This window comes from Campylobacter concisus (assembly GCF_003048535.1).
Lineage (GTDB): Bacteria > Campylobacterota > Campylobacteria > Campylobacterales > Campylobacteraceae > Campylobacter_A > Campylobacter_A concisus_S.
In genome coordinates, this window is record NZ_PIRQ01000012.1 from 21,375 (window position 1) to 32,364 (window position 10,990).

At 38.9% G+C, this 10,990-nt stretch carries 14 protein-coding genes; 12 read left to right on the plus strand and 2 right to left on the minus strand.

Annotation, left to right across the window (positions count from 1 at the left end; all coding sequences use genetic code 11):
- Positions 1–21 precede the first annotated feature (21 nt).
- The 9 genes from CVS93_RS09415 to CVS93_RS09455 all read left to right on the plus strand — a co-directional run bounded on the left by CVS93_RS09415 (position 22) and on the right by CVS93_RS09455 (position 7,132).
- Positions 22–297 carry a hypothetical protein gene (locus tag CVS93_RS09415; protein ID WP_009495768.1) on the plus strand — a complete coding sequence of 92 codons (276 nt, stop codon included), beginning with the start codon at positions 22–24 and terminating at the stop codon, positions 295–297.
- A gap of 1 nt (position 298) precedes the next feature.
- Positions 299–1,510, plus strand: coding sequence for a type IV secretion system protein (locus CVS93_RS09420; protein WP_107687426.1), 1,212 nt, complete (start codon positions 299–301; stop codon positions 1,508–1,510).
- Positions 1,511–1,547: 37 nt separating this feature from the next.
- Positions 1,548–1,970: a single-stranded DNA-binding protein gene (gene ssb, locus CVS93_RS09425; protein ID WP_107687427.1), complete on the plus strand. Its 423-nt coding sequence runs from the start codon at positions 1,548–1,550 to the stop codon at positions 1,968–1,970.
- Between the two features lie 20 nt (positions 1,971–1,990).
- Complete coding sequence (locus tag CVS93_RS09430; protein WP_107687428.1) at positions 1,991–3,943, plus strand: type IA DNA topoisomerase; 1,953 nt, start codon at positions 1,991–1,993, stop codon at positions 3,941–3,943.
- A 1-nt stretch (position 3,944) separates the two neighbouring features.
- The gene (locus CVS93_RS09435) at positions 3,945–4,319 is read left to right on the plus strand and encodes a hypothetical protein (RefSeq protein WP_107687429.1); all 375 of its coding nucleotides are present in this window, start codon (positions 3,945–3,947) and stop codon (positions 4,317–4,319) included.
- A complete protein-coding gene (locus tag CVS93_RS09440; protein ID WP_107687430.1) occupies positions 4,316–5,320 on the plus strand; it encodes an adenine-specific methyltransferase EcoRI family protein in 1,005 nt (334 codons plus the stop codon). Before CVS93_RS09435 ends, CVS93_RS09440 begins: the two co-directional genes overlap by 4 nt.
- Before the next feature lie 71 nt (positions 5,321–5,391).
- The gene (locus tag CVS93_RS09445) at positions 5,392–5,595 is read left to right on the plus strand and encodes a hypothetical protein (RefSeq protein ID WP_009495780.1); all 204 of its coding nucleotides are present in this window, start codon (positions 5,392–5,394) and stop codon (positions 5,593–5,595) included.
- A gap of 162 nt (positions 5,596–5,757) precedes the next feature.
- Positions 5,758–6,411: an AAA family ATPase gene (locus tag CVS93_RS09450; protein WP_009495782.1), complete on the plus strand. Its 654-nt coding sequence runs from the start codon at positions 5,758–5,760 to the stop codon at positions 6,409–6,411.
- 154 nt (positions 6,412–6,565) lie between these two features.
- A complete protein-coding gene (locus tag CVS93_RS09455; RefSeq protein WP_002950346.1) occupies positions 6,566–7,132 on the plus strand; it encodes a hypothetical protein in 567 nt (188 codons plus the stop codon).
- A 133-nt stretch (positions 7,133–7,265) separates the two neighbouring features.
- Here CVS93_RS09455 and CVS93_RS09460 read toward each other — a convergent pair whose 3' ends face one another.
- A complete protein-coding gene (locus tag CVS93_RS09460; protein ID WP_107687431.1) occupies positions 7,266–8,084 on the minus strand; it encodes a replication initiation protein in 819 nt (272 codons plus the stop codon).
- Positions 8,085–8,393: 309 nt separating this feature from the next.
- On the opposite strand from CVS93_RS09460, the gene CVS93_RS09465 reads away from it, so the two are divergent.
- Positions 8,394–9,239: a fumarate hydratase gene (locus CVS93_RS09465; protein WP_107687432.1), complete on the plus strand. Its 846-nt coding sequence runs from the start codon at positions 8,394–8,396 to the stop codon at positions 9,237–9,239.
- Between the two features lie 9 nt (positions 9,240–9,248).
- Entirely contained in the window at positions 9,249–9,809 is a 561-nt protein-coding gene (locus CVS93_RS09470) for a Fe-S-containing hydro-lyase (RefSeq protein ID WP_103603802.1), read from the plus strand.
- A 32-nt stretch (positions 9,810–9,841) separates the two neighbouring features.
- On the opposite strand, the gene CVS93_RS09475 is transcribed toward CVS93_RS09470, so the two are convergent.
- Positions 9,842–10,315 (minus strand): cysteine permease, encoded by a 474-nt coding sequence (locus tag CVS93_RS09475; protein ID WP_084041562.1) that lies wholly within the window; start codon positions 10,313–10,315, stop codon positions 9,842–9,844.
- Positions 10,316–10,411: 96 nt separating this feature from the next.
- On the opposite strand from CVS93_RS09475, the gene CVS93_RS09480 reads away from it, so the two are divergent.
- Positions 10,412–10,786 (plus strand): RidA family protein, encoded by a 375-nt coding sequence (locus CVS93_RS09480; RefSeq protein WP_103603800.1) that lies wholly within the window; start codon positions 10,412–10,414, stop codon positions 10,784–10,786.
- Positions 10,787–10,990: the final 204 nt, after the last annotated feature.

Below are 10,990 nucleotides of genomic sequence, written 5' to 3' on the forward strand. Positions count from 1 at the left end.
CCCGAATTTAAAGGAATTAAAATGTTATTTGAATTTTTGAATTTTTTAGGAGTCGGCGACGGAATGACCGCCAAAAAGCAACCGATAAGCGCGGATGATGTAAGTATAAAAGAGGGAGCTGAAGAGTTTATCATCGAGATGCAAAGCCCGTATTTTCAAGAGGAGATCACGACAGAGACGATAATGAAAGACGGCAAAAAAATAGAAATCAAAAAGATAAAAATCTCAGAGCCGCTAGATAACAATAAAGCACTAATATCGATAAAAACCTATAAAAAAGATATAACGAGAGCATAAAATGGCACAGCAGCAAGTAGCAAAAACGCTTTTAACGGATAGCAACTGGATAAACAAGACTCAAGCAGTTATGCAAGAAAACGTGATGAGTTTATTTGAAAAATTTTATCAAGGAGCTCACGATTTAGTTTATTCGACCGCCACGACGACGATCGTAATCTTAATAGTCGTATTTTGGCTGTTGGATAAGCTAAAAAACGGCTATCCGACGCGAGAGGAGACATTTAACGCTATAAAATATATAATCAAGCTTTGCTTTATTTTTGCCGTTCTTAGCTCATTTGGCGCATATACCGGCGCCCTATACGTCCTAACCATACCTGAAAATATGATAACCGCGACTGTAAGCTCGATTTTTCAGAGTCAAGATTTCGGAACGATCGTGACAGAATCGGCCAATAGAGTGGATAATTTAAGGGCTTTAATGTGGGAATACGGAACCAAGACCTATTTAAAATCGCAAGAATGGTCTATGTTGGGATTAAGTTTTAATGGCCCGACGGATTACATAATGGCAAGCGTCGTAACGGCATTTTTAATGATCCCGTTTTGGATATTTTACCTAGTATTTTTTATTCTACTAATCGGCATTACGATCGTTATATTTTTTAGTAAATTCGTAGCGTTTTTGATATTAAGCACGCTGCCATTGGTGCTGCCGTTTTTGATCACGCCGCGCTTTTTGCCGTATTTATGGAGCTGGTACAAGTTATATCTATCATACGCCATAATAGCTCCTTTGGCATTTATAGCCCTAAATTTAGCAATGAATCCGATCATAGAGCTTGAGAAATATCAAAACGTCATAGGTGAATTATTTATAAAGCAGTTTGAATACTTGATAACCGGCGCGATCACTTGCATAACTGCGCTTTTCATAATCAGAAAAATACCAAATTGGATAAATGCGGTACTAGGAACACAGATGGAAAGCGGAGCAGGCGGAGTAGTGGCAGGCGCGGTAGCAGGCGGCATAGCCGGAAAGACTTTGCTGGGTGGACTAGCTAGAAAAGCGACCGGCGGCAGCTTTATCGGCGGAGCGTTGCAAAGCTTCGGCAAGGCCACTGGCGGAAATGCGGTAGGACAAATCACGAAAGCCGGAATAGACGCGAGTGTAAATCTTGGAAAAGATATAGGCAAAGGTACGAAAATGCTAGGAAAAGGCGTATATGATGCTTATAAAGTATTTCGCGGCGGATACGCGGTGCCGTAAGGCTAAAATTTAGAAAATTCTTTTAAAAGGGGTAAAAATGTTCGCACAAGCTACAATCATAGGAAATTTAACCAAAGATATAGAGCTCAGATACACGGCAAGTGGTATGGCCATAGGTAATACCGCAATAGCCTCGACACACAAATTTAATGCGGCAAACGGCGAGAAGCGGGAAGAGACGTGCTTTATAGACGTAACTTTTATGGGTAAAAGCGCGGAAATAGCCAATCAGTACCTGGCTAAGGGTTCAAGGATATTTATCGAGGGGCGGTTGAAATTTGACCGATGGACGGATAATAACGGACAAAACAGAAGCAAGCATAGCGTAGTCGTCGATAAGATGATAATGCTCGATACCAAAGATAGGCAAGAAATCGGGCAAAACGAGCAAACCCATTCTGTGTCGCAGATAGACAATGAATATATCGATAACGCGCAAGATGCGCCGTTTGAGCAATAAATTTAACTAAGGAGCGAAAAATGAGCAATGCCGTAATCATCATCGAAAGCCCAAACAAGTGCGACAAGATAGAGCACATAACCGGCGCAAAGGTTTATGCTACCAAAGGACATTTTAAAGAGCTTGCAAAGGAGATAGTGGCCGATTATACCGGCTATGAGCCGATATTTGAGATGAAAGAGCAAAGCAAGCATAGAATGAACGAAATTTTTAACGATTGCAAAGGCAAGGACGTCATTATCGCTACCGACCCGGACAGAGAGGGATACGGCATCGGCTACATGGTTTACGAGACGATTAAAAATATCGCCAAAAGCGTAAAGCGCGCCGAGTTTCACGAAATAACCGAAAGCGGCATTAAAAAAGGGCTAGATAAAGCCGTGCCGTTTGCAAGCTCAAATTTAAAGGAATTCGATAGCTTTAAAGCACGAGCGGTAGGCGATAAGCTGGTGGGCTTTATTATGTCGCCCGCTTACATCAACAAGCTCAACGATAAAAATTTATCCGTCGGCAGGGTTCAAACGCCGGCACTCGCCCTGATCGTAAAAAGAGAGCTTGAAATAAAAGAGTTTTTAGCAAGCCCGGCATCAAAACAGATCGACTACAAAATCAAAGCAAAGCTAAAAACGAGAAGCGGCGTAGAATTTACGGCCGTAAACGATAATATTTTTAGCTCAAAGGACGAAGCGAACGCAAAAATCGCCGAACTTGGCGGTAGCATGGCGAAAGTATATCAAATAGATACGAAACAAAGCCAAATAAAGCCGCAAGCTCCGTTTAGAACCAGCCAAATGCAAGAAGCGGCAAATAAGAGACTGGGGTTTAGCTCGGATAAAACCATGAGCCTAGCTCAAAAGCTATTCGAAAAAGGTCTTATAACGTATCATAGAACCGACAGCAACACTATATCGGACGAGTTTATAAACGAAGTAGAAGCTAAATTTAAAGGGGAGGAGTGGTACGAGAAAAAAATATATAAAGCCGGCAGCCAAAGTCAAGCCGAAGCCCACGAAGCGATCCGTATAAGCCACGTGCATGGTTACGGCGAGATAGATGAGATCGCCGGGCGCGAAAGCCTAAGCGACGACGAAAAATCGCTTTATGAGCTCATTTTTCTAAATTCAGTCCTAAGCCAAGCCAAAAATGCCGTAAACGAGAACAAAACATACGACATAGACGTCAAGGCTCTAAGCTTTAAGTCCAAGACCGGCAAATGCATTTATAAAGGCTTTAAGGGAGCTTTGAAAGAGCAAGCGGACGATGAAGACGAACAAGATAAAGACGTAGCCCAAATAGAGCTAAATTTAAATCAAGGCGACGAAGTCGAGGTATTGGGCTTCGAGCTGCAAGAGGTTAAAAAGCAAGCTCCGCAGCACTACAAGGAAAGCAATTTTATCTCCCTTTTAGAAAAAGAGGGCATCGGCAGGCCAAGCACGTACGCTACGTTTCTGCCTACGCTTTTAAAGCGGGAATTCGTAGTTATCGAGACCAAAGGCAAAAATCAAAACATAGTGGCCACCGGTAAAGGGATAAGTTTCATCGAGAGCGTTAAAAAGGACGACGAGTGGATCACGCAAAGCGAATTTACAAAGCAAATGGAAGGCGTGCTAGACGAGATAAGCGACGGCAAAGTAAATTATCTCGATTTTATAAAGCCGCTGCACGAGAAAATGGGCTTTAAAGAGCTAAATAGCGGCGAGACCAAACCTCCGAGCGAGGCTCAGCTAAATTTTGCGAAAAGCATAGCTTCGGATTTAAAAATAGCATTACCGGACGGCATAGAAGCAGACTGGAAAATTTGCTCGGATTTTATAAACAAAAATAAAGACAAAGCCATCCGCCCGCCGAGCGACAAACAAATCAAACTAGCGCAAGATCTAGCAAAAGATAAAAAGCTGGAGCTACCCAAAGGTTACGATACCGATCTAAAAATTTGTAAGACGTTTATAGAAAAGGCATTGAAGAGGAAATAACATGGTTGTGGACAACACTGAAATCTTTTTTCGTGTTTGCCGTAAAACGACAATCGATAAAGAGCAAGATATAGCCGGAATTTATTTCGGTAAAAAATATAAGGATACGTTAAACCCTGTATTTTTTGACATTTTTAAAAAATACAGGAGAAACTTAGAAAGTCGTTATGAGTGTATTATCGGCAAAGATGATTTTATATGCTTTGCAACGCAAAATAAGAAAAAATTTATTAAAGAGTTTGGCAGCGTACGTTCAGAACTCGCTTCATTTTTAGAGCATTATTTAAATGATCCAGAAGCTGATTGTTTTGAAATTTGCTTTTTAAAATCGTATTTCGATACAAAAAGCAAAACGGGACAAAAAGGGAAAGAATGAGCCAAATTTCAAACCAAAACGAGCTGGTCGGACAAGGCTGGATGGCGGATAAAGAAAAGAGAGCCAATGTATATTTTATGAAAGCCAAATACGAGATCGACGACGAGTTTTATACTAGCTTTGACGAGATCAGAGAAGAGCTGCAAGACTACAAAGCACACTTTAAAGACAAAATCGTGGTCTGCCCGTGCAATGACGGCAAAAATAGCAACTTTTATAGGTATTTCGCCTTAAATTTTAAAACTTTGGAGCTAAAAAAGCTCATCACGACGACGTTTAACATCAACGAGCTAAACTTGAAAGGCACGAAAATAGAGATCACGAGTAACGGCATGAGCGAAACACAGTTGCGCGGTCGGGGCGACTTTCGCAGCGACGAAGTAAAAGAGATAATCGCGCAGGCCGACATCATCGTAACCAATCCACCCTTCTCCCTTTTTAGAGAGCTTATAGATATAGCCCAAAGCGGTCAAAAGAAATTTTTAATCGTAGGCGGAACGTATTCGATTACCTATAAAAAGATATTTGAGCTATACAAAAATAACCAAATTTGGTTAGGAAATCACCAAGTAAATATTTTTACTCGCCCGGACGGCAGCAAAAAGCGATTTAGCAACGTATCGTGGTTTACGAATTTAAAAAGCACAAAGCATCAAACTGGCGTAAGACTGATGAAAAAATACAAAGGCAATGAGCACGAATATCCGGAATACGATAACTACAAAATCATAGAAGTGACCAATTATAAAAACATACCGATCGACTATGATGGCGTAATCGGCGTGCCCCTTACGTTCTTTTTACGGCACAACCCTGCGCAGTTTCATATATTAGGCTGCGATTTTGAGATCAAGGAAAAATACCCCGAGCTAGTAAAACAAGACTATGCCCAAAGCAACACGAAATCGGCCGTCCTAAACGGACAAGAACTATTTACCAGGATAATAATTCAGCGAATCAACGGCCTTAAACCGAGAACTAGGCTAATAAATCAAATTTAGGGAGAAATTTATTTAAAATCATGAAGAAGTCAAAGAAAACAGAACTATTTAACAGCCCCGCCAAGCGATTTATGTGGGTATTTTTGGCCATAAATTTACTAGGCTTTGGCACAAATGCAGTTTTATATTTTTTCAAACTACCTAATAAGGTGGAAACGATCCTAAACGCGGACGCGTTCTTTATAACGCTGGCCGCGATCTGCTATATCGTATTTAACGCAATGCTTTATTTTATTATAAAAATGCACTTCTTACTATCGACTAGAAAAGAGTAGAAATTTATAAAATATTATTGCTATTTTTATGTAATTTTATTTAAAATATATCTTTTATCTTTGATTTTATTTTATAAGATAGTATTTTAACAATATATATTTTATTATTTATTAAGTTTAAGGCGATATAATCATTTTAAATTTTTACGCAAAGGAGAGATGATGATAGTATCGATCTGCAACGAAAAAGGCGGTAGCGGAAAAAGTACGCTTGCCACGAACATAGCCATAAATCAAGGCATGGTAAAAGGCGAGTCACTTTTGCTGCTGGATACCGACCCGCAAAAGTCAATCGCCACGTTTTTAAATATACGAAACGAAGAGGGGCATCCAAAGGCATTTGATTTTGCTTACAAATACGGCGAAAATTTAAAAGAATTTCTGCAAAACGTAGATCGCAGCAAAGACATAGTCGTAGACACGGGCGGCCGAGATAGCAGAGAGATGCGAATAGCCATCGCTCTAAGCGACATCGTGATAATCCCGACCATTCCAAGCCAGTTTGACGTAAGCGTCCTAGACAAAATGGTCAATATCGTAAAAATGGCCAAAGAGCAAAACGAAAAGCTGCAAGCCTATATCGTAATAAACCGAGCCTCGACCAACCCGTTTTTATACAAGAAAATAGACAGCCTGAAAGCATTTATCGAGGAGCTTCAAGAGGATTACATAAGGCTAGCGGGCACGATCATATTTGAGCGCGAGCGCTACAAAATAGCCACACAACTAGGCTACGGCGTAGTCGAGATGAATGACGGCAACAAGGCGGAGCAAGAAATCAAAAACTTATGCGAAGAGATATTTTTAAAAGGGTGAAAAATAAGTATTTTATCGTTTTTTTAGTATAAATTTAGGAAATTTATTATTTTTAGTTTTGCGAAAAATTAAAAATAATGCTATCTTAATTTTTAATATTTTATTTTTTATTAAGATTAAGAGATTAGAATTTTAAAAAATAAAAGGGAAGAAAATGGACTTTAAAAGAGCAAGCAACTCTACGGACAAGCTAGAGGAATTTATAGCTGGGGCGGACACGCAAAAAGAAGCGCCGGCAAAAAAGAGCAAAGTGGCGATAGGGACGAAATTCTCAAAGGAACTGGCCGTAAAAATACGAAAAAAATATCCGACGTATACGCTGGCCAAATTTATAGAGCTCGCCCTAACGACGCCGATACCGCATATAAAAGACGATGTGCTGATAACAATTTATGATCAGGCCAAATGGTTCAACACCAGCATGAGCGAGTTTGTGCGGTTTAAAATGGGGCTTATCGAGGCGCCGCAGCCAAACGATCCAAAGGACGTGCAGCATATAAAAAATTATATCGTATTCGTAAGTGATTCTAAGAAAGAGAAAATAAGGCAGATCGCAGAGAGCCTAGAAGTAAGCATCCTGACGTATTCAGACGTTAAAATTTTAGCCACATACGAGCTCAAAGATATTTTTACCTTTGACGAACTGATGCAGTTTAAAGCCGAAGCGAACAACTACGACCTAGATACGGACGAATACATCGCTATGAGAATAAGAGGATAGCGCAGAACCCGGCAATTTATTTGTACCGGGAATGCGTTGTTTTAAGATAATTTTAAGTCCCTAGAAGCCCTGTAAGCGACGATGAGGATCAAAGCGATAGGGTTATGCACCTAAAGCGACAAGAGGCGCAGTTTTAAGCCCCTATTCTTTCCGTTTTTTCATTCAAAATAAATTTGAACGAGTAGCCGACCACCGCTTTTTTATTGCCGTCAGCTATTCTTTTCTCAAAAAGAAGTTTTTTGAAATAGCTTTCATTTAATTCGTTTATAGACGGATTAATTACAAAGCGATCCAAATCGGAAGCGTTATATTTAGCCGGCGCACTCATAAATCTTTCAAAGTCGTCTCTATTAAAATTTACACACTTAAAGCCGTCTTTATCGGTTTTTACGTTTTCGTATTGATGCAGGAGTCGATATAAAGTCTTGGCAAATTTGCCCTTAATCGCAACAAAGTCGTTTAAATCTATTTTCATAAATTTAAGGGTACTGAATAAAATCTCAAGAGCAACCGGGTTTAGTCTAAAACTTAATGATTGCTTATTTCTAAAAATCCGAATATCCGTAAAAAATACGCCTACGGTAGTTATTTCATCATCTTCGGTAATTTCGACGCTCCTATAGATGGCAGCGCCGTCTTGCCCTAAAACTTTGGCTCTAAAATTCTTTACTTCATCGTTAAATCTGGTTTTATTCAGGCCAGACGGCATAAATCTACAAATTTCAGAGTAAGGCATTTCAATAAATTTGGCATTTTCAACATAGCCCATCTGCTTTGCATACCAGCAGATCGTAAAAAAAATATCATAATCCCTAGCTGTGAAATTAACCGGGAACAACACAGAGTTCATTTTGTTTCGAAAGACAAGCGTACCACTCTTTTCGGCCTTAACAACCCTACTGGCTTTTAACACGAAATCACCTTCCTCAAAATAGAAAGAAATTTCACTCATGTCTATACCTCGCAGTTTAAAGATTTAACTGCTATAATAGAGTAAATTTAATGTGTTGCGACTTAAATTTATATATTTATGGCTTAAATAAGCCATGTTATGTAAATTTCTATCAATATTGTGATGCTCTAGACCCAATTTCACCATCGCTTATTTCACTAAATTTTTGTTTTAGACAAGTCTTCTAGTTGTAGTCAAACAAAATAAACTCATATAAATTTTTTCGAGTAGATATCCAGCAGTAAAATTTAATCTTAAATTTTAAATATAGTTAATATAATTAAAAATTGTTTTTTACGAGGAGTAAAGATGAGAATAATAAATGTAAAAGATATAAGAGAAGTCGTTGCTAAGCTTTGCAAACAGGCCTGTTATGTTGTGACGCCAGATTTAAAGGCTGCTTTTACAAAGGCTCAAACTAATGAAAGCTCGTCACTAGGCAAAGACATTTTGGGCAAAATTTTACAAAACGCTAAGCTTGCAGAAGAGGGCGTTGCACCTATTTGTCAAGATACCGGTATGACGGTTGTTTTCGTGCAGATCGGCCAAGATGTGCATATTGAGGGTGGGTATATTGAAGATGCGATAAATGAGGGTATTGCGGAAGGCTACACTGAAGGTTATCTAAGAAAGTCAGTCGTTGCTGAGCCACTTTTTGAAAGAAAAAATACCACAAACAACACTCCAGCCGTCATTCACACTAGGATCGTGCCAGGAGATAAGCTAAAGATTAAAGTAGCTCCAAAAGGTTTTGGTAGTGAGAATAAATCGGTTTTAAAAATGCTTGTACCAGCTGATGGTATAGAGGGTGTAAAAAAAGTCTTTTTAGAGGCTGTAAAATACGCTGGACCAAATGCCTGTCCTCCACTAACAATAGGCGTTGGCATAGGCGGTACGATGGATAAGGCAGCACTTTTGGCAAAAGAAGCAGCAGTTCGTTCAGTCGATAGTAAAAATTCTGATCCAAGATATGCCAAATTAGAAGACGAGCTACTAGAGCTTGCTTGCAAAACTGGTGTTGGTCCTCAAGGACTTGGTGGCGATACTACTGCCGTAAAAGTAAATGTCGAGTGGTATCCAACCCACATAGCAGGTCTTCCTGTTGCTATAAACATCAACTGTCACGCTGCACGCCACGCAGATGCCGAGCTTTAAGGAGAGAAAATGTCAGAAGTAAAAAGAATAATAGCACCATTTGATAAAGAGGTGGTAAAAAGCCTAAAAGCAGGTGATAATGTCCTAATATCAGGCACTATCATAGCAGCTCGTGACGCTGCACATAAGGCACTTACTGAAACATTGGCGCGCGGCGAGAAGCTACCAGTTGAACTAAAGGGTGAGACTATCTACTATGTCGGACCAACTCCAGCCAAACCAAATCAAGCTATCGGAGCAGCAGGTCCAACAACAAGTGGTAGGATGGATAAATATACCCCAACTATGATAAATGAAGTTGGCATAAATGGTATGATCGGTAAAGGCTACAGGAGTGACGCAGTAGTCGAGGCTATGAAAAAATCATGCTGTGTTTATATGGTTGCTATCGGCGGCATCGGAGCGCTCATTAGCCAAAGTATAAAAAAATATGAAGTGCTGGCTTATCCAGAACTAGGACCAGAGGCAGTTGCTAGGCTTACAGTTGAGGATTTCCCAGCAATAGTTGCCATTGACTGCGAGGGTAATAACTTCTATGAAGTCGGTCAAGCACCTTACAAAAAGATATAAATTTATCCCGCTAGCAAGCTAGCTAGCGGACTTTAGTAATATCCAAGACACATCGTTTCAGTTAATTTTATGCGTTTTTCAAATGGAGCAGGTGAGAAAAATTTGCATTTTTCAATGTAAATTCTATAAGAATAGCTAAGATTAAAATCATCATAAAATTTCTTCAAGTCTATAAATTTGATACCGCAAATCTCATAAAATTTAAAGAGCTCGTATATCTTAGAGCCATTTTTTGCTACAAGATGAGATGGAGCAAGCGAAGTAAAAGAGCAAAATACGCCTGTTGGAATAAGGCCATTTAAAGGTGTGCAGGTTTTTATAATGTTTTGAAATTTGACTGGAATGCTATTTTTTCTAAGAAAAACTATTCTTGAGTTTTCAAATTTAGCACTTATGACATTTTTCCAAAAAAGATAAGCATTTGATGAGATGCCGGCATTTTTAGCTAACTCAGCACCGAGTACATAATCATCTAAAAACTCATTTGGTGCGAGTATATTTTGCATCTTCATCCTTTTGAAATTTTGTCCATTATAGCTTTTGGAGACTAAAAATTTAGAAAATTTATAGTAGGATTTTAAAAAATTTCAAAAGGAGAAAATATGAAAAAACAAATCTCAACAAAAAATGCTCCACAAGCGATTGGACCATATTCTCAAGCTATTAGTTCAAATGGATTTTTATTTATCTCAGGTCAGCTTGGTGTCACACCAGCGGGTGAGTTTGCAGGTAGTAGCGTAGAGGCCCAAGCTGAGCAATCGCTTGAAAATTTAAAAAATATCTTGGCTGAGGCAGGGCTTACTTTTGATAATGCTGTAAAGACCACAATATTTCTAGCAGATATGGGAGATTTTGTTAAAGTAAATACTGTGTATGCTAAATTTTTTAAAGAGCCTTATCCTGCCAGAAGTACAGTAGCTGTTAAGACCTTGCCAAAAGACGCACTTGTGGAAATAGAGCTTATCGCGGCTTATTAATATACATTTTGTAAAAGTTCACATAATTTCAATGTTTAAATGATGGAGAGTAAAAACTCTCCAAATTTATACTTCAAAAACTAAACCCTTAAACCTATAATAAAAATACATACTTTAAAATTTTAAAGTGACAAACAAATTTTTCTAAAATTCCCTAATTATTTCAACTATCTTTAAGTATTGCTCGTATATAATTCCAGCTCA

Excerpts from the sequence above, each read along its gene's own strand:
- CVS93_RS09415 (WP_009495768.1), top strand. The coding sequence starts at position 22 with ATGTTATTTGAATTTTTGAATTTTTTAGGAGTCGGCGACGGAATGACC.
- CVS93_RS09420 (WP_107687426.1), top strand. The coding sequence starts at position 299 with ATGGCACAGCAGCAAGTAGCAAAAACGCTTTTAACGGATAGCAACTGG.
- ssb (WP_107687427.1), top strand. The coding sequence starts at position 1,548 with ATGTTCGCACAAGCTACAATCATAGGAAATTTAACCAAAGATATAGAG.
- CVS93_RS09430 (WP_107687428.1), top strand. The coding sequence starts at position 1,991 with ATGAGCAATGCCGTAATCATCATCGAAAGCCCAAACAAGTGCGACAAG.
- CVS93_RS09435 (WP_107687429.1), top strand. The coding sequence starts at position 3,945 with ATGGTTGTGGACAACACTGAAATCTTTTTTCGTGTTTGCCGTAAAACG.
- CVS93_RS09440 (WP_107687430.1), top strand. The coding sequence starts at position 4,316 with ATGAGCCAAATTTCAAACCAAAACGAGCTGGTCGGACAAGGCTGGATG.
- CVS93_RS09445 (WP_009495780.1), top strand. The coding sequence starts at position 5,392 with ATGTGGGTATTTTTGGCCATAAATTTACTAGGCTTTGGCACAAATGCA.
- CVS93_RS09450 (WP_009495782.1), top strand. The coding sequence starts at position 5,758 with ATGATAGTATCGATCTGCAACGAAAAAGGCGGTAGCGGAAAAAGTACG.
- CVS93_RS09455 (WP_002950346.1), top strand. The coding sequence starts at position 6,566 with ATGGACTTTAAAAGAGCAAGCAACTCTACGGACAAGCTAGAGGAATTT.
- CVS93_RS09460 (WP_107687431.1), bottom strand. The coding sequence starts at position 8,084 with ATGAGTGAAATTTCTTTCTATTTTGAGGAAGGTGATTTCGTGTTAAAA.
- CVS93_RS09465 (WP_107687432.1), top strand. The coding sequence starts at position 8,394 with ATGAGAATAATAAATGTAAAAGATATAAGAGAAGTCGTTGCTAAGCTT.
- CVS93_RS09470 (WP_103603802.1), top strand. The coding sequence starts at position 9,249 with ATGTCAGAAGTAAAAAGAATAATAGCACCATTTGATAAAGAGGTGGTA.
- CVS93_RS09475 (WP_084041562.1), bottom strand. The coding sequence starts at position 10,315 with ATGCAAAATATACTCGCACCAAATGAGTTTTTAGATGATTATGTACTC.
- CVS93_RS09480 (WP_103603800.1), top strand. The coding sequence starts at position 10,412 with ATGAAAAAACAAATCTCAACAAAAAATGCTCCACAAGCGATTGGACCA.